19 protein-coding genes are annotated in these 15,233 nt (G+C 71.5%); 10 read left to right on the plus strand and 9 right to left on the minus strand.

The genetic code is table 11. The features are described from left to right. Positions 1 to 502, plus strand: a 502-nt coding sequence (locus HL658_RS32330; protein WP_343055401.1) for an OB-fold nucleic acid binding domain-containing protein, incomplete at its 5' end; no start/stop codon positions are given. Positions 503 to 506: 4 nt separating this feature from the next. On the opposite strand, the gene HL658_RS32335 is transcribed toward HL658_RS32330, so the two are convergent. Both HL658_RS32335 and bdcA read right to left on the minus strand, forming a co-directional pair. Beyond that, the gene (locus HL658_RS32335) at positions 507 to 1,079 is read right to left on the minus strand and encodes a tyrosine phosphatase family protein (RefSeq protein WP_180285231.1); all 573 of its coding nucleotides are present in this window, start codon (positions 1,077 to 1,079) and stop codon (positions 507 to 509) included. A 151-nt stretch (positions 1,080 to 1,230) separates the two neighbouring features. Further along, positions 1,231 to 1,944 (minus strand): SDR family oxidoreductase, encoded by a 714-nt coding sequence (bdcA, locus tag HL658_RS32340; RefSeq protein ID WP_180285230.1) that lies wholly within the window; start codon positions 1,942 to 1,944, stop codon positions 1,231 to 1,233. Positions 1,945 to 2,033: 89 nt separating this feature from the next. Between bdcA and HL658_RS32345 the strand changes: the two genes are divergently transcribed. Then, the gene (locus HL658_RS32345) at positions 2,034 to 2,630 is read left to right on the plus strand and encodes a TetR/AcrR family transcriptional regulator (protein ID WP_180285229.1); all 597 of its coding nucleotides are present in this window, start codon (positions 2,034 to 2,036) and stop codon (positions 2,628 to 2,630) included. Between the two features lie 7 nt (positions 2,631 to 2,637). Here the strand turns inward: HL658_RS32345 and HL658_RS32350 are convergent, their stop codons facing one another. Further along, positions 2,638 to 3,399 carry a tRNA-uridine aminocarboxypropyltransferase gene (locus HL658_RS32350; protein WP_180285228.1) on the minus strand — a complete coding sequence of 254 codons (762 nt, stop codon included), beginning with the start codon at positions 3,397 to 3,399 and terminating at the stop codon, positions 2,638 to 2,640. A 306-nt stretch (positions 3,400 to 3,705) separates the two neighbouring features. Here HL658_RS32350 and HL658_RS32355 point away from each other — a divergent pair, with 306 nt between their 5' ends. Next, complete coding sequence (locus HL658_RS32355; protein ID WP_180285227.1) at positions 3,706 to 3,891, plus strand: hypothetical protein; 186 nt, start codon at positions 3,706 to 3,708, stop codon at positions 3,889 to 3,891. Positions 3,892 to 3,925: 34 nt separating this feature from the next. Here the strand turns inward: HL658_RS32355 and HL658_RS32360 are convergent, their stop codons facing one another. The 4 genes from HL658_RS32360 to HL658_RS32375 form a co-directional block, all read right to left on the minus strand. After that, positions 3,926 to 5,506: a malonate--CoA ligase gene (locus HL658_RS32360; RefSeq protein ID WP_180285226.1), complete on the minus strand. Its 1,581-nt coding sequence runs from the start codon at positions 5,504 to 5,506 to the stop codon at positions 3,926 to 3,928. A gap of 103 nt (positions 5,507 to 5,609) precedes the next feature. Then, on the minus strand, positions 5,610 to 6,203 hold the full coding sequence (locus tag HL658_RS32365; protein ID WP_180285225.1) for a hypothetical protein: 594 nt from the start codon (positions 6,201 to 6,203) through the stop codon (positions 5,610 to 5,612). A gap of 10 nt (positions 6,204 to 6,213) precedes the next feature. Next, positions 6,214 to 6,567 carry a hypothetical protein gene (locus HL658_RS32370; RefSeq protein ID WP_180285224.1) on the minus strand — a complete coding sequence of 118 codons (354 nt, stop codon included), beginning with the start codon at positions 6,565 to 6,567 and terminating at the stop codon, positions 6,214 to 6,216. Between the two features lie 112 nt (positions 6,568 to 6,679). Beyond that, positions 6,680 to 7,447 (minus strand): ImuA family protein, encoded by a 768-nt coding sequence (locus tag HL658_RS32375; protein WP_180285223.1) that lies wholly within the window; start codon positions 7,445 to 7,447, stop codon positions 6,680 to 6,682. 160 nt (positions 7,448 to 7,607) lie between these two features. Here HL658_RS32375 and HL658_RS32380 point away from each other — a divergent pair, with 160 nt between their 5' ends. Then, complete coding sequence (locus tag HL658_RS32380) at positions 7,608 to 7,877, plus strand: hypothetical protein (RefSeq protein ID WP_180285222.1); 270 nt, start codon at positions 7,608 to 7,610, stop codon at positions 7,875 to 7,877. A gap of 22 nt (positions 7,878 to 7,899) precedes the next feature. Here the strand turns inward: HL658_RS32380 and HL658_RS32385 are convergent, their stop codons facing one another. Beyond that, positions 7,900 to 8,091, minus strand: coding sequence for a hypothetical protein (locus HL658_RS32385; RefSeq protein WP_180285221.1), 192 nt, complete (start codon positions 8,089 to 8,091; stop codon positions 7,900 to 7,902). Positions 8,092 to 8,421: 330 nt separating this feature from the next. Here HL658_RS32385 and nhaA point away from each other — a divergent pair, with 330 nt between their 5' ends. The 3 genes from nhaA to hemN all read left to right on the plus strand — a co-directional run bounded on the left by nhaA (position 8,422) and on the right by hemN (position 11,756). Beyond that, entirely contained in the window at positions 8,422 to 9,627 is a 1,206-nt protein-coding gene (gene nhaA, locus HL658_RS32390) for a Na+/H+ antiporter NhaA (RefSeq protein WP_180285220.1), read from the plus strand. Positions 9,628 to 9,813: 186 nt separating this feature from the next. Next, entirely contained in the window at positions 9,814 to 10,278 is a 465-nt protein-coding gene (locus tag HL658_RS32395) for a DUF4112 domain-containing protein (protein WP_246338145.1), read from the plus strand. 83 nt (positions 10,279 to 10,361) lie between these two features. Further along, positions 10,362 to 11,756 (plus strand): oxygen-independent coproporphyrinogen III oxidase, encoded by a 1,395-nt coding sequence (hemN, locus tag HL658_RS32400; RefSeq protein WP_180285219.1) that lies wholly within the window; start codon positions 10,362 to 10,364, stop codon positions 11,754 to 11,756. A gap of 35 nt (positions 11,757 to 11,791) precedes the next feature. Here hemN and HL658_RS32405 read toward each other — a convergent pair whose 3' ends face one another. Continuing rightward, complete coding sequence (locus HL658_RS32405; protein ID WP_180285218.1) at positions 11,792 to 12,043, minus strand: hypothetical protein; 252 nt, start codon at positions 12,041 to 12,043, stop codon at positions 11,792 to 11,794. Positions 12,044 to 12,212: 169 nt separating this feature from the next. Here HL658_RS32405 and HL658_RS32410 point away from each other — a divergent pair, with 169 nt between their 5' ends. The 3 genes from HL658_RS32410 (at position 12,213) to HL658_RS32420 (ending at position 15,209) form a co-directional block, all read left to right on the plus strand. Beyond that, the gene (locus HL658_RS32410) at positions 12,213 to 13,424 is read left to right on the plus strand and encodes an adenylate/guanylate cyclase domain-containing protein (RefSeq protein ID WP_180285217.1); all 1,212 of its coding nucleotides are present in this window, start codon (positions 12,213 to 12,215) and stop codon (positions 13,422 to 13,424) included. A gap of 53 nt (positions 13,425 to 13,477) precedes the next feature. Beyond that, on the plus strand, positions 13,478 to 14,263 hold the full coding sequence (locus HL658_RS32415) for a ZIP family metal transporter (protein WP_180285216.1): 786 nt from the start codon (positions 13,478 to 13,480) through the stop codon (positions 14,261 to 14,263). A 124-nt stretch (positions 14,264 to 14,387) separates the two neighbouring features. Continuing rightward, positions 14,388 to 15,209, plus strand: a complete 822-nt coding sequence (locus HL658_RS32420) for a hypothetical protein (protein WP_180285215.1) — start codon at positions 14,388 to 14,390, stop codon at positions 15,207 to 15,209. The last annotated feature ends 24 nt before the right edge of the window (positions 15,210 to 15,233 follow it).

Consider the following 15,233-nt stretch of genomic DNA (forward strand, 5'->3'; position numbering starts at 1 on the left):
GCAGGTGGTCATGGACTACGCCAGCCTGTCGCTGTCCTTGAAGGCGCACCCCATGGCGCTGCTGCGCGACGGGCTGGACCCCGGCATCGCGCCGGCCGCGGCGCTGGCGTCATCGCGCAACGGGCGGCGGCTGACCGTGGCCGGTCTGGTGCTGGTGCGCCAGCGCCCCGGCAGCGCCAAGGGCGTGATCTTCGTGACGCTGGAGGACGAGACCGGCGTCGCCAACCTCGTCCTCATGCCCGACATCTTCGAGCGCCACCGTCGCGCCGTCCTGACCGCCCGCCTGCTGGCCGCCACCGGCCGGGTGGAGAAGGCCGGCCGCGACGGCGCGGTCATCCACCTGAAGGTCGAACGTCTGCTCGACCTGACCCGCCACCTCTCCGACCTGACCGCCGACCGGCCGCTCGAACCGGTGGTGCTGGACGGCGCCATCGCGCGGGCCGACGAGGTGCGGCGGCCACCGCCGGAACGGGCGTTCCCGGATGGACGGAACTTCCGGTGAGCCTCTACAGCCCCTCCACCTCGCGCCCCCGCCCGTTGGCGCGCATGTAGTCGACCATTTCCGGGCGTTCGGTGCCGTAGGCGCGGTGGCGGGTGCGGACGGCGGCGATCAGGTCGCCGTTGCGGCCGAGCAGTTCGTCGGCGAACTCGATCATGCGCAGGTTGGGCCAGGCCTTGCGGCGGATGCCGGCCACGGCGGCCATGGCGTCGGCGGCGGGAAGCTCCGGCTTGGCCTGGGCCAGCATCATGGTGAGCGAGGCGGTGGAGCGGGAGATGCCGGCGTGGCAATGCACCACCAGATGGCCGCAGCCGGCCGGCTCCGCCAGCAGGTCGCGGCCGAAGGCCAGGATGCGCTCCACATCGGCGCGGGTGGGCGCCACCATGCCCGGCGTCTCCTCGATGATGTCGTGGAAGCGCATCTCCAGCCGCTCATGCTCCCCATACTCGCCGAAGGCGGTGGGCTCGGGGTGGTCGGGGTCGAGGATGGAGAGCACATGCGTCACCCCCGCCGCGCCGAAGGAGGACAGCTCCTCGATGCCGCAGACGGTCACGGTGAAGGGGACGAAGGAACGGGTCATGGGCGGGCTCGCTTCCGGCGGATGGTCAATGGCAGCGACAAGATGGGCCGCAGGAGCGCGCAGCACCAGTGTGCACGCACGCCGCCCCGCGCCGCGTCCGGCGCAGGGCGGCCCCCTTCACGCGCGGAACCGAGTCACACGCGGAACCCGATCACGCGCCGAAACCGCCGTCGATGGTCTGCATGGAACCGGTGATCATCGCCCCGTGCGGGCCAGCGATGAAGGCGGTCAGCTCGGCGACCTCGTCGGCATGGGCGTAGCGCTTGATCGCCATGAAGCCCCGCATCTGGTCCGCGAACGGCCCGTCGGCGGGATTCATGTCGGTGTCGACCGGCCCCGGCTGGATCGAATTCACGGTGATGCCGCGGTCGCCGAAGTCGCGCGCCAACCCACGCACCATGCCCTGCACCGCCGACTTGGTGAGCGCGTAGGCCGCCGCCCCGGCGAACGGCACGCGGTCGCCGTTGACCGAGCCGATGACGATGATGCGCCCGCCGTCCCTCATGCGCCGCGCCGCCTCCACGGCGGCGTGGTAGGGCGCCCGGACGTTGATGTCGATCATCCGGTCGACGGCGTCGGGCTCGAAGGTGAGCGGGTCGCCGATGATCGCCGTGCCGGCGTTGGCGACCAGCACGTCGAGCGGGCCCTGGGCGGCGACGGCGGCGACCAGCGCGTCGCGGTCGGCGCTGTCCACGCGCAGCGCCTTGGCCCCGGTCTCGGCGGCCAGCGCCTCGGCGGCGTCCTTCGAGCCGGCGTAGGTGAAGGTGACGGTGCCGCCATCCGCGGCGAAACGCCGGACGATGGCCGCGCCGATGCCCCGGCTGCCGCCGAGGACGAGAATGCTCTTGTCGCTGAACCCAGCCATGACCGGCTCCTTGAGTTTTTGTATTGGGAGTTTTGTAGTGGCCGCTATATATACAGGACCGGGGACAGCGGCAAGGGAATTTTTTAGCGATGACTACAAAAATTTCCGGGGCGCGCGGACGGCCCCGCACCTTCGACGTGGACCGGGCGATCGAGACGGCGATGGGGCTGTTCCACGCCCGCGGCTACGACGCGGTGGGGGTGGCGGAGCTGAGCGAGGCTCTGGGCATCAAGCCGCCGAGCTTCTACGCCGCCTTCGGCAACAAGGCGGGCTTGTTCGAGCGCGTGCTGGAGCGCTACGCCACCGGCGACGCCAACGTCTTCCTGCACGCCCGCGCCCAGGGCGGCAGCACCGCCGAGGTGCTGGAGCGCACGCTGATGCGCGCGGCGCAGCTCTACCCGACGCGGAACGGCGCCGCCGGCTGCCTGGTGATCGACGGGACGCGCAACAGCGCGGACCCCGACGCCCGCGCGCTGGCCTCCGCCGCCCAGAGGGCGGGCCGCGACGCCGTCCGGGATTTCATTGCGATCGAGGCGCCCGACCGCGCGGAGGAGATCGCCGACTTCGTGGTGATCACCCTGTTCGGCATGTCCGCGGCGGCGCGCAACGGTGTGGGTGAGGCGGCGCTGCGGAGTTTCGCGGAAGCCGCCGGCCGTACGCTGCGCCGGGAGTTCGGGCTGACCTGACCCGGCGTCAGGCCTCCGCGCCGTCCGTGTCGGCCGATGCCGCCGCTTCGGGTGGCTCAGCCGAGGCCGCCGGGCCCGGGCGGGGGGCCTTGATCCTCGTCAGCAGCGTGGCGAAGGGGCGCAGCAGCCGGTCGTAGAGCGCGGGGTCCTTCGCCAGCGTCGCCAGCACGAAAGCGGCGGACTCCAGCGACGACACGCTCTCCCGCCGCGGCTCGCGCCGCGCCTGTCCGTAGAGCGAGCGCATGGGCGGGTGCAGGATCAGGCGGCGGCATTTGATGAGCCACGGGTTGCGCCACCACAGCGTCTTTGCCTGGCTCCAGGTGCCGTCAAGCACGATGATGCCCTCCAGCCCGGCCAGCACCGCGTCGGCGCCGGACACCGGCTTGCCGTTGCGGTCCACCACGGCCAGCGGGGGCTTCGGCGCCGCGCCGCCCGGCTCCGGCCTGGCGCCCGGCTTCGTCCCCGGCTTGGCACCCTGTTTGGCATCCTGGTCGGCCCCCTGCTTGGCGGTGCCGAGATAGAGCACACCCCAGCGCCGCGGGTCGACCTCACGGCCCAGGATGCGCTTCAGCCCCGGCCAGGACAGCCCGATGCGCACGGCCGAGTTCCTGAGCTGGAGATGCGCGATCTGCGCCGTACCCAGGAGCTCCCGCTTCTCCTGCGGGTGCTGGAGAATCAGCACGAAGACCCGGTTGTCCACCGGTTCGATCGCGTCGCACACGCACAGATGCTCGGGCTTGAGGCAGGTGGCGCAGATTTGGGCAGTCATGATGCAGGGTCCGCTCGTCCGACGGTCACCCGCGGCAGGCTTGCCACAGGCGGGCGCCACTATGGCGCCGAACGGCGGCGGTGGGAACCACCGCGCGTCGCGCCACGTTGCGGATTCATGAGTTGTTGGGAAATTTGCGGAAAACTGACGTGGATCACATCAGGCCCAAATCTTGCTACATAGTCTGGGTCTGGGACCCTACATAGTCTGGGACCCTGCATAGTCTGGGAACACAGGTCGGAACGGGTACGCGGGCGTCCAGGTGGCCGCCGGCAAGCCCTCCGAGAACGATGAAGGAGGCCTGCCATGTTGCCCGCCCCCTTGGCCGCCCATCTGGCCGCCCGCGAACTGGAACGGCGCCGCGCCGAGCAGTCGGCCGAATTTGCCCGGCAGCTTCCGCTGCATGTGGAGGATCCGTCCTGGCGCATGCCGCCGGAGGACGGGGAGGCCGAAGCCTCCTCCCCCCTTCCGGACTGGGCCACGAACTACTGAGGCTGCCGCCTCGGCACCTCGCTGAGGCTCCGCCTCAGGCGCGGCCGAACACGTCGGCGTGACGGTCGCGCAGCAGGTTCTTCTGGACCTTGCCCATGCTGTTGCGGGGCAGCTCGTCCACGAAGAACACGCGCTTGGGCACCTTGAAGTTGGCGAGCTGTTCCTTGCAGGCGGCGACCACGTCCGCCTCGGCTGGTGCGTCGGAGCCCGCGCGGCGCTGGACGACGGCCGCCACCGCCTCCCCGAAATCGGGATGGGGAAGACCGACCACGGCGGATTCCGACACGCCGGGGATGGCGTCGATCACCGTCTCCACCTCCTTGGGGTAGACGTTGAAGCCGCCGGAGATGATCAGGTCCTTGGCGCGCCCGACGATGTGGACATAGCCGCGCCCGTCCACCTTGCCGACATCGCCGGTGATGAACCAGCCGCCCTCGCGGATCTCCTGCTTCGTCTTCTCGGGCATGCGCCAGTAGCCGGAGAAGACGTTGGGGCCGCGCACCTCGATGGTGCCGACCTCGTCGGTGCCCAGCACCGCCCCGCCCTCGCCGGTCACCCGCAGCTCCACCTCCGGCAGGGGGAAGCCGACGGTGCCGGGGATGCGCTCGCCGTCCAGCGGGTTGGAGGTCAGCATGCCCGTCTCGGTCATGCCGTAGCGCTCCAGGATCGCCTGGCCCGTACGCGCCGAGAACTCCCGGTGCGTGTCGGCCAGCAGCGGCGCCGAGCCGGACACGAACAGGCGTACGTGCGCCGTCGCCTCCCGCGTCAGGCCGGGGTGGGCCAGCAGGCGGGTGTAGAAGGTGGGGACCCCCATCACCACGGTCGCCCGCGGCAGGTGGCGCAGCATCGCGTCGGCGTCGAACTTCGCCAGGAAGATCATGGCACCGCCGTTCAGCAGCACGCAGTTGGTGGCGACGAACAGCCCGTGCGTGTGGAAGATGGGCAGCGCGTGCAGCAGCACGTCGTCCGGCCGGAAGCCCCAATAGGCGTGCAGCGTCAGCGCGTTGGACGACAGGTTGCGGTGGCTGAGCATGGCGCCCTTGGAGCGCCCGGTGGTGCCGGAGGTGTAGAGGATGGCGGCGAGGTCGTCCGGCCCGGCCGGCACCGTGTCGAAGGCGGGGTCGCCGGCCGCCGCCCGCTCCGGCAGGGTGCCGTCGCCATGGGTCCCCAGCGTCAGCAGCGCCGCCACACCGGCGGCCGAGGCGACCGGGGCCAGCGTCTCCGCCGTCTCCGGCCGGCAGACGAAGACGCGCGGCTCGGCGTCGGTCAGGAAATACTCCACCTCCGCCCTGGTGTAGGCGGGGTTCAGCGGCAGATAGACGCCGCCGGCGCGCACGGTGGCGAGGTAGAGGACGATGCTCTCCGGCGACTTTTCCACCTGCACCGCCACCCGGTCCCCCTTGCGCACGCCGAGGTCGGCGAGCAGGCGGGCGTAACGGCCGGTGGCGGCGTCGAGGTCGGCGTAGCTCCACACCCGCGGGCCGCCCGGCTGGTCGTCCGGCACCTCGATGAAGGGGCGGCCGGTGTCGGCGGGAAAGCGGCTGCGGAACAGGGCGTAGATGTTGGCGGACGTCGGGCGGTCGGACGTCGGGCGGTCGGTTGACGATTCGGGCATGGCGGGCGTCGGGCCTTCTTCCGTGAAGCGGATCCTCCGGGGGGCGACCTTAGCCCGCCGGGGGTGCCTTCATGAAGCGGAAACCCGCGCCCGCCCTCCCGGTTCAGTTCACCCCGTACAGGTAATCCGCCACCCAGGCGCCAAGCACGCCGGACGCGATGACGTACACCCGGCTCGCCGCCTGCGCCGCGGAGGAGGCGAGGCCCGCCCCCTCCCCGGCCGCGACGCCGGACCCGGCGTAGTAGGGCAGCGTGCCGAGCGGGCCGTAGAGCATGTTGCCGATCGCGACACCGCCCAGCGCGCCCGCCGACAGGGCCAGGATGCGGCCATAATCATGCTGCTCGCCGGTGGCCTGGTCCCAGGCCACCGCGGCGGCGGCGGCGCCCGCGGCACCGGACATGGCGGCGATCAGCCGGCTGCCCAGCGCGATGTCCACCGGCACCGGGGCCAGCGCAGCACCAGCCAGCGGCACGGTGCCGAGCGGGGCGGACAGGATGTTGAAGGCGAGGATGCCCATCACGGCACCGGCACCGGCCACCAGCAGGCGCGGATCGACCCCGGAGGACTTGGCGGGCACGGCCGCCTCCTCCGCCACCTGGGGGGTGGTCGGGGCGGTCGGCGTCGCGGTCTGGGCATGGGCGGCCAGCGGAGCCAGGGCGAGCGAAGCGGACAGGACGACGGCAGCGGCCTTGCGCATGGCGGCCTCCTCAGGGGGCGTAGAGGTAATAGGCGAGCAGGCCGCCGGCGACCGCCGCGGTCGTCGCATAGACCCGGCTCATCGCCACCGACATTTCGGCCGGCACCATCACGGCGGCGGCCGCACCGGCGGGGGTGGCGTAGGCCATGCCGCCCGGCAGGGCGCCGACGCCGAGCGCCAGCAGGTTGAAGCCGACGACGCCGGCGATGGCGCCGGCCCCGATGACCAGGGGGAAATAGTCGAAGGGCTTCGACTCGGGCGGCGCCGGCACGCCGACGGCGGGCGGCGGTGCGCTCTGGGCGTACGCGGCCACGGGCGCCGCGGCCAGAAGGAGAGCGAGACAGGCGATCAGCAGATGGCGCATGGGGCGGTCCATTCCGGTCGGGCGGGCATCACCGAAGGTCGGCACGACCGACCATAACTGAGTAATCCGTTGGATTCCAGAGACGGAAAAAAGCTCCGGTCGCGCCATGCCCTCACGCCACATGGGCCAGCGCATACGCGCGTACGGCCGCCTCCGATGTCCTGGACGAGTCGGGGCTGGACGAGTCGGGGCTGGACGAGTCGGGGCCGGACCAGCCGGGGCCGCGCCATTCCAGGGTCCAGGCCCCCGGCCGGCCGCCGCGGCAACGCAGCAGCTCCACCCGCCAGCGCTCCGGCCCGACGCCGGGCCCATCCTCCGCCGACGCCTCGCTGGGGGCGGCGGCGATGCGCCAGCGGGTGACGGCGGTGCCGGCCGGGGCGTGGCGCGGGTCCAGCCGCAGCAGCAGCCCGGTCACCCCGCCCGCCTCCGCGGCGAGCTGGAGCCGCCGGCTGGCGGTGAGGTCGAGGGCCGCCGCCTCCCCCAGCACGGCGGCAAGACCGCGGCAGCGCAGCGCCTCCTCCATCGCCCACAGAAGGTCGGCGGTGCGGGTGGCGCGCACGGCGATCAGCCGGTCCGGCGTCAGGCCATAGGCGGCCAGCCCGGCCGCGTGCAGGTCGCGCCCGCCCAGGATCCACAGCACCGGCCCCCCCGTCCGCTCCGCCAGACGGGCGCCCAGCGCCGCGGCGAAGGCGGTGCCGGCGCCGGGGTCGGACGCTGCCAGCTCGTGCAGGCAGCCCATGGGCAGGCCGCCGTCCGGCAGCGCCCCATCGACCGCCGGAACCCCCAGCGGCAGCACCCGCCCGCCCCCCGCCCCCACCCCTTCCAGACGGCGGATGGTGGCGCGCAGCTCCGCAAGCCGGGCGGGTGTGGGGGTGGACATTGGGGGCGGTCTCCGGTCCCGGCTGATGATGTTCCCTTTATGTTCCACAACAGGAACGGCGCGGTCAAGGCCACGCCGGAGCCACGGATTGAGCGTCATGAACACACGGTTGTACAAAAAGATGTCATCACCCGGACCACCGTCGGCGGAGCCACGGCGCATGACCAACAGCGACATCCTGGGCAAGCCGGACCTGCTGCTGCGCATGGCCACCGACATCCTGGCCGAGCAGCGGCGGCAGGCGGATCGGATGGAACGACAGTCGGATCAGATCGCCGGTCTGCGCGTCGAGGTCGCCCGGATCGACGGCCGCATCACCGGCATGCCGACCGCCCGCGACTTCGGCCGGCTGGAAGGCCGCGTGGCGGAGATGAGCGAGCGGCTGCCCACCATGATCGGCTACGCACCCCCGAAGCCCGCCGCCGAGTAGTGCCGGCGGACATCCGCCTCCCTCACGCCGGGGCGGGCAACGCGCGGACGCGGCGGTCGGCCTTACGGTCGACGAGACGGTCGGCCGCGCTCCAGACGCGGCGGCGCACCTGCATCTGGGCGCGGCAGTCGGCCGAGCAGTAGAGCGGCGCCGGGCCGCGCGGCGAGGTGCGGTGGAACGGCCGTCCGCAGCAGGCGCAATACAGGGTTCGCATGTTTCCTCCCCTTCCTTGTTGTCCGGGCTGCCGTTCTTCGCGACGCCCGCTCGCCGGACGTCCCGTTTCGTGGCACCGTCATGGCGCCGCGGAACCGGAATGACCAGACGAGAATTGGGACTATGGCAGGCGGCCCATACCAGCTGGGGGATCCGCCATAGGCCCGAGCAACCTTTCGGAGAATAGTGGTATAGAGTCGTACTGGCTTCAACATTTCGCGTGCACAGTGGCCTGCGCTTGATTGTCGCAATGTTTACTGCGTGCAATGAACATTGCGACAAGACCAGCCATTGCCCGACCGACACGACGACCACAGACCGGAGTCCCCTGATGAAATTGTCCGCCATACGCGATTTCCTCCACAACGAGGCTTCGGCCGGGCTGATGCTGATGGCGGCGTCGGTGGTGGCGCTGGTGTGGGCGAACTCCGCGGCGGCCCCCCTGTACCAGACGCTGCTCGTCACCCCCGTGGGCGTGCATGTCGGCGGCTTCGGGATCGAGAAGGGGCTGATCCTGTGGATCAACGACGGCCTGATGGCGGTGTTCTTCCTGCTGGTCGGGCTGGAGATCAAGCGCGAGGTCCTGGTGGGCGAGCTGTCCAGCCGCGAGCGCGCCATGCTGCCCGGCATCGCCGCCATCGGCGGCATGGCGGTGCCGGCCCTGGTCTACATCCTGTTCAACATGGACAACCCCGAGACGTTGCGCGGCTGGGCGATCCCGGCCGCCACCGACATCGCCTTCGCGGTCGGCGTGCTGGCCCTGCTGGGGCCACGGGTGCCCACCGCGCTGCGGATCTTCCTGCTGGCGCTGGCGATCATGGACGATCTGGGCGCCATCGTGATCATCGCCGCCTTCTACACCCACCATCTGGCGCCGGCGGCGCTGGGGGTGGCGGCGATGGCCGCCCTCGGGCTGGCCTGGCTGAACATCATGGGCACCCGCAGCCTCACCCCCTACATGCTGCTGGGGCTGGTGCTGTGGGTCGCCGTGCTGAAATCGGGCGTGCACGCCACGCTGGCCGGGGTGGTGCTGGCCTTCGCCATCCCATTGCGGACCAAGGAGACGAGCCCCGGCCCCGGCGCACCGTCGCCGCTGCACCGGCTGGAGCACGCCCTGCACCCGTGGGTCGCCTTCCTGATCGTGCCGGTCTTCGCGCTGGCCAACGCCGGGGTGCCGCTGGACGGCATCACCCCGGCCATCCTGCTCGAACCGATCCCGCTCGGCATCGCGCTGGGCCTGTTCCTGGGCAAGCAGGTGGGGGTGATGCTGGCGACCTGGCTGGCGGTGCGGACCCGCATGGCCGCCCTGCCGGAGGGGACGACCTGGATGCAGTTCTACGGTGTGTCGCTGCTGACCGGCATCGGCTTCACCATGAGCCTGTTCATCGGCAACCTCGCCTTCACCGATCCGCTCTACACGGTGGAGGTGCGGCTGGGGGTGCTGGTGGGCTCGATCGCGTCGGCGCTGGCGGGCTACGCCGTCCTGGCCATGGCCGCATCGGCCGCAAGGCGGCGGCCGGCTCCATCGGCCGGTTGACTGTGTCCGTACGGCTGAACATGTGAGTATGATACAGGACCGCGACCGAAGTTCCGACCACGCCCCGCCTCCGACCGTCGCGCCCACGACCGACGCGATAGGCCGGACGGAGCGTGGAACCGGGCACCGGGGCGCGGGGTTGATCCTGTACCGACCGTGCCGCCCGCGCCCCCGAGGACGATCCCGATGGCCACCACCCGCACCCACACCGGACGCCCCCACACCGGACGCCCGGGCCTCGCCACCCCGCCGCTGGACCGGCCGATGCCCGGTCCGGACACCGGCGCCGACCACGGCATCGACCTGGAACGGCTGGAACGGCTGCGCCGGCTGACGCGCCTGATGGATTCGCGCTGGCGCATCCCCGGCACCCGCATCCCGATCGGGCTGGACGGCATCGCCAGCATCGCTCCCGTGGTCGGCGACAGCGCGACCGCGCTGGTCTCCGCCTACATCGTGTGGGAGGCGGCCCGCTTCGGCCTGCCCAAATCCCTGGTCGCCCGCATGATCGGCAACGTCGGGCTGGACTGGGCGGTCGGCTCCATCCCCGTGCTCGGCACCATCTTCGACATCGCCTTCAAGGCCAACCGCCGCAACCTCGACCTGCTGCACGAGCATCTGGAGGACCGGCTGGCCCGCGCCGGGCGGTGACCGCTCCCGAAGCCGGGTGAGACAACACGCCGCTTGACGTGGATCATGGAGGATGCGGCAGCCGGCGCGTTAGCGTGCCGGGCATGAGCGACATCCTCTCCTCCCCCGCCGCCGCCCCGTCCCTGCTGGCCCCCTCCCTGCTCGCCAGGTACGACGGGCTGCGGGTGCCGCGCTACACCAGCTACCCGACCTCCCCGCATTTCTCGCCCAACGTCGCGGCGGACGCCTACCGCGGCTGGCTGGGCGAGCTGACGCCGGCGCAGGCGGGGTCGCTGTACCTGCATGTGCCCTTCTGCAAGCGCATGTGCTGGTATTGCGGCTGCCACACCAAGATCGTCGCCCGCTACCAGCCGGTCGCCGAGTATCTGGAGCTGATGCGGCGCGAGGTGGCGATGGTGGCCGACGCCATCCCGCACCGGCTGGCCGTGCGCCACGTGCATTTCGGCGGCGGCACCCCGACCATGCTGGCCCCCGCCGATTTCGAATCGCTGATCGCCCTGCTGCGCGAGCGCTTCGACCTCGTGCCCGGCGCCGAGATCGCGGTGGAGATCGACCCCCGCACCCTGACCGCGGAGATGGCGGCGGCGCTGGGCCGGGCCGGGGTCAACCGCGCGTCCCTCGGCGTTCAGGATTTCGACCCCGCGGTGCAGGAGGCGATCAACCGCGTGCAGCCGCTTGCGGTGACGCAGCGCTCGCTGGACTGGCTGCGCGGAGCCGGCATCACCCACATCAACCTCGACCTGATGTACGGCCTGCCCCGCCAGAGCGTGGAGAGCGTCACCCGCTCCGCCGAGACCGCGGTGGGGCTGGGCGCCGACCGCTTCTCGGTGTTCGGCTACGCCCATGTGCCGTGGATGAAGACCCACCAGAAGAAGATCGTCGAGTCGGAGCTGGCCGACGGCCAGGGCCGCTGGGACCAGTTCGCCGCCATCGCCGCGGCGCTGACCGGGGCCGGCTACCGCGCCGTCGGGCTCGACCATTTCGCCCGCGCCGACGACGAGCTGGCGGTGCTCCAGGCCGAGGGGCGGCTGGCCCGCAACTTCCAGGGCTACACCACCGACGACGCCGAGGTGCTGCTGGGCTTCGGCGCGTCCTCCATCGGCGCGCTGCCGCAGGGCTATGTGCAGAACGCCGTGCCCTTCGACCATTACGCCGACGCCATCGCCGCCGGCCGGCTGGCCACCGCCAAGGGGCTGCGGCTGACCGACGACGACCGGCTGCGCCGCGCCGTCATCGAGCGGCTGATGTGCGACCTGACGGTCGATGTCGCCGCCGTCGCCGCCCGCTTCGGGGCACGGGCCGACGCCTTCGACGACGTGCTGTCCGGGATGGCGGACCTCGCCGCCGACGGGGTGGCCGTGGTGGAGGGCCGCCGCGTCAGCGTGCCGGAACCCGCCCGCCCGCTGATGCGCATCGTCGCCGCCCGCTTCGACACCTACCTCGCCACCGGTGCGGGCAAGCACAGCCGCGCGGTGTGAGGCGGCGGGCGACCGGTGACGGGCCCTTGGGGGTGTCAGCGGTCGGACAGGACGGTCAACGACGCCGCGGGCCCGCGGTCGGCGGTGTTGTCCGACTTGACCCGGCAATTCACCTCGACGCTGGACAGCGTCCCATCCAGGAAAGCGGCGATCCGGCCGGCTTCCATGTGGCCGAAACGCTCGCAATGCTGGGGCGACGCGAAGGGCAGTTCGACCGATTTGTAGCCGCAGCTGCGGTCGAGCGGCCCGACACAGGCGGTGATGAACAGCAGAAAGGCGACAGCCATCCGGCGCTCCGTCCAACTGCAACATAACTGTAACGCTGAATGCGCAACCGGCCGACTGTCAAGAACACCCGCATTGTGACGGCGGCGGTACGCCATTGTTCCCAGGGCTGCGCGGGTAGCCTCCGGCGCATCTGGTCTACACCCCCTTCCCGCCCTATAATGTCGCCGCATGGAAAAACACCGCCTCGTCGCCCTGCTGAAATGGATCAACACCGCGGCTCTCGGCGGTGCCGACGAGTCGGCGCTGCTCAGCGGTTTCTGCGAACAGCTCAAGCAGGCCGGCCTTCCGGTCTGGCGGGCGATCATCGGCACCGACACGCTGCACCCGGTGATCGCCGGCCATGTGGTCACCTGGATGGACGGCACCGACGCCGAGCTGACCGACTACCGCACCGAGGATCACAACCCCGACAATTGGGAGCGCAGCCCCTTCTTCCTCCTCTACAACGAGCGGGGCACGCTGCTGCGGCGCCGGCTCGACGACAGCTACGCGCGGGGCGAGTTCCCCAAGCTGGACGAGCTGCAGGACGGCGGCTGCACCGATTACGTCTGCCTGCTGCACCATCTCGGCGCCGACGCGGTGGTCGGCGACCTGGATTGCGTCTTCTCCTCCTTCACCACGCGGGAACCCGGCGGCTTCACCGACGACCAGGTGGCGGCGCTGGGGCCGCTGGTGGCGACGCTGGCGGTCGCCATCCACAACCGCGGCATGGTGCGCATCGCCCGCACGCTGGTGGAAACCTATCTCGGCCGCGACGCCGGGGAGCGGGTGCTGCGCGGCCAGATCCGCCGCGGCGTGGCGGAGACGATCCGCGCCGTGCTGTGGTTCAGCGACCTCCAGGGCTTCACCAAGATCACCGACACCGCCGACCCGGCGACCGTCATCCCCATGCTGAACGACTACGCCGACGCGCTGGTCAGTGCCATCCGCGGCAACGGCGGCGAGGTGCTGAAGTTCATCGGCGACGGCATCCTCGCCATCTTCCCGCTGGACGAGGGCGGGGCCGCCTGCACCGCCGCACTCGACGCGGCGGTGGACGCGCGGGCACGCTGCCAGGTGGTGAACGCGCGGCGCAAGGCCGATGGCGCGCCGGTCACCCGCTTCTACCTGGGCCTGCACGTGGGCGAGGTGTTCTACGGCAACATCGGCAGCGCCGACCGGCTGGACTTCACCGTGGTCGGCCCGGCGGTGAACGAGGCCAGCCGCATCGCCGCCATGTGCCGCTCGCTGGACCAGGATGTGCTGGTCTCCTCCGCCTTCGCCGCGGCCGCACCGGCATGCGGGGAGCGGCTGATCTCCGTCGGCCGCTACCTGCTGCGTGGGGTGGGCCGCCCGCAGGAGCTGTTCACGCTCGACCCCGACCGCTCCGCCGCCGGTTGAACCCCGGATCGCCCGTGCTAGGTTCTCCCCACGCGTGATGGGGAATTGACGGCATGGACGGCACGATCCTGACGGGGGTGATGGCGAGCGCCGCGGCGGGTGCCGCGACCGGCCTGGGTGCGCTGCCGATGCTGGCGTTCGGGCGGCCGTCGGAGCGGCTGGGCGACACGCTGCTGGGCTTCGCCGCCGGGGTGATGCTGGCCGCCTCCTTCTTCTCGCTGATCCTGCCGGGCATCGACGCGGCGGCGGAGCTCGTCGGCAAGGGGGCGCCGGCGGTCGGTCTGGTGATCATCGGCATCCTGCTGGGTGCCGCCGCCCTGTGGGCGATGAACCGCTATGTCCCGCACGAGCATTTCGTCACCGGCAGCGACCAGGACCCGGAGGTGACGGCGCGCATCCGCCGCATCTGGCTGTTCGTGCTGGCGATCACCATCCACAACGTGCCGGAGGGGCTGGCGGTCGGCGTCGGCTTCGGCGGGGCGGACGACAGCCACGGCTGGACGCTGGCTACGGCCATCGGCCTGCAGAACATGCCGGAAGGGCTGGCGGTGGCGACGGCGCTGGCCGGGCTGGGCTATGGCCGGCTGGCCGCGGTGGGCATCGCGCTCGCCACCGGCATGGTGGAACCGCTGGGGGCGCTGCTGGGGGTCGGGGCGGTCACGCTGTCGGGATCGCTGCTGCCGGTGGCGCTGGGCTTCGCCGCCGGGGCCATGCTGTTCGTCATCTCCAACGAGATCATCCCCGAGACCCACCGCAAGGGGCACGAGCAGCTCGCCACCTCCGGCCTGATGGTGGGGCTGGTGGTGATGATGTTCCTGGACGTGACCTTCACGGCATGATCGTCATCGCCTGACCGGCGGCTGAACGGCGGTTGAACGGCAGCGCCCGTCTTCCCCGGCCACGCGGATTTTGTTACCATACGAATGGGGGTGCGGAGAATCCGCCCCGCGGAGGGCGCGCACCATGACGGTGATGGACGCCGAGCAGCGCCGGAAGCTGATCGACGCCTTGCTGCGCAAGGCGGAGACGGCGCTGCGCAACATGCGCCTGGTGGCGCAGGGCGGTGACGCCGACCGCGTGGACGCCATGGCCGAGGCGATGGCCGCCCTGCTGAAGGAGAAGGAGTTTCCCAGCCAGCGCGCCACGGAGTTCCGCGAGACCACCAAGGCCGTCCAGCGGGATTCCCATTGCCTGTGCGTGGATCTGCGGCTGGTGGAAGCGGAGCGGCTCGCCCACGCCGGCGACGAGAAGGGCCGCAACGAGCGGCTGACCAAGGCCAAGGAGCATTTCGCCAAGGCCATCCGATTCGGCGCCGGCGAGGATTTCCGCCATGGGGTGGAGCGCCGCGTGCAGGCGGTGCTGCTGACCACCCGCGACGGGGTGGACGACCGCACCAAGCAGGCCGCCAAGCGCCGGTTGGAACAGCACGACACCTGCGCCAAGCCGCCGGACGGCGTCGAACACCGGCGCGCGATCCGCTACATGGACCCGGTGCTGACGGTGATGGTGAACGGGGTGCGATTCACCACCGTCAACTGGTCCACCCGCGGGCTGCTGGTCGAGCCCTACCGCGACGAGCTGGGATGGAGCCCCGGCGACCGGCTGCGGCTTGACCTCGCCTGCGACGAGCTGCCGGGTGCCGGCGGGCGGCAGGCCGCCACCGTCGTGCGCATCGATGAGGAGCGCCGCGCCGTGGCGCTGTCCTTTCCCGACATCAGCACCGTGGTGCTGGCGCTGATGCACGCGCTGAAGGACGCTGGCATGAAGCCGGAACCGGAGCGTTGAGCCCCGGCGACGGGCGGCGGGGCT

Origin of the sequence: Azospirillum oleiclasticum (assembly GCF_013423485.1) — a bacterium.
Lineage (GTDB): Bacteria > Pseudomonadota > Alphaproteobacteria > Azospirillales > Azospirillaceae > Azospirillum > Azospirillum oleiclasticum.

What these genes read in the sequence shown, in the direction of transcription:
- HL658_RS32335 (WP_180285231.1), bottom strand. Translation starts at nt 1,079, where the DNA reads ATGACCCGTTCCTTCGTCCCCTTCACCGTGACCGTCTGCGGCATCGAG.
- bdcA (WP_180285230.1), bottom strand. Translation starts at nt 1,944, where the DNA reads ATGGCTGGGTTCAGCGACAAGAGCATTCTCGTCCTCGGCGGCAGCCGG.
- HL658_RS32345 (WP_180285229.1), top strand. Translation starts at nt 2,034, where the DNA reads ATGACTACAAAAATTTCCGGGGCGCGCGGACGGCCCCGCACCTTCGAC.
- HL658_RS32350 (WP_180285228.1), bottom strand. Translation starts at nt 3,399, where the DNA reads ATGACTGCCCAAATCTGCGCCACCTGCCTCAAGCCCGAGCATCTGTGC.
- HL658_RS32355 (WP_180285227.1), top strand. Translation starts at nt 3,706, where the DNA reads ATGTTGCCCGCCCCCTTGGCCGCCCATCTGGCCGCCCGCGAACTGGAA.
- HL658_RS32360 (WP_180285226.1), bottom strand. Translation starts at nt 5,506, where the DNA reads ATGCCCGAATCGTCAACCGACCGCCCGACGTCCGACCGCCCGACGTCC.
- HL658_RS32365 (WP_180285225.1), bottom strand. Translation starts at nt 6,203, where the DNA reads ATGCGCAAGGCCGCTGCCGTCGTCCTGTCCGCTTCGCTCGCCCTGGCT.
- HL658_RS32370 (WP_180285224.1), bottom strand. Translation starts at nt 6,567, where the DNA reads ATGCGCCATCTGCTGATCGCCTGTCTCGCTCTCCTTCTGGCCGCGGCG.
- HL658_RS32375 (WP_180285223.1), bottom strand. Translation starts at nt 7,447, where the DNA reads ATGTCCACCCCCACACCCGCCCGGCTTGCGGAGCTGCGCGCCACCATC.
- HL658_RS32380 (WP_180285222.1), top strand. Translation starts at nt 7,608, where the DNA reads ATGACCAACAGCGACATCCTGGGCAAGCCGGACCTGCTGCTGCGCATG.
- HL658_RS32385 (WP_180285221.1), bottom strand. Translation starts at nt 8,091, where the DNA reads ATGCGAACCCTGTATTGCGCCTGCTGCGGACGGCCGTTCCACCGCACC.
- nhaA (WP_180285220.1), top strand. Translation starts at nt 8,422, where the DNA reads ATGAAATTGTCCGCCATACGCGATTTCCTCCACAACGAGGCTTCGGCC.
- HL658_RS32395 (WP_246338145.1), top strand. Translation starts at nt 9,814, where the DNA reads ATGGCCACCACCCGCACCCACACCGGACGCCCCCACACCGGACGCCCG.
- hemN (WP_180285219.1), top strand. Translation starts at nt 10,362, where the DNA reads ATGAGCGACATCCTCTCCTCCCCCGCCGCCGCCCCGTCCCTGCTGGCC.
- HL658_RS32405 (WP_180285218.1), bottom strand. Translation starts at nt 12,043, where the DNA reads ATGGCTGTCGCCTTTCTGCTGTTCATCACCGCCTGTGTCGGGCCGCTC.
- HL658_RS32410 (WP_180285217.1), top strand. Translation starts at nt 12,213, where the DNA reads ATGGAAAAACACCGCCTCGTCGCCCTGCTGAAATGGATCAACACCGCG.
- HL658_RS32415 (WP_180285216.1), top strand. Translation starts at nt 13,478, where the DNA reads ATGGACGGCACGATCCTGACGGGGGTGATGGCGAGCGCCGCGGCGGGT.
- HL658_RS32420 (WP_180285215.1), top strand. Translation starts at nt 14,388, where the DNA reads ATGACGGTGATGGACGCCGAGCAGCGCCGGAAGCTGATCGACGCCTTG.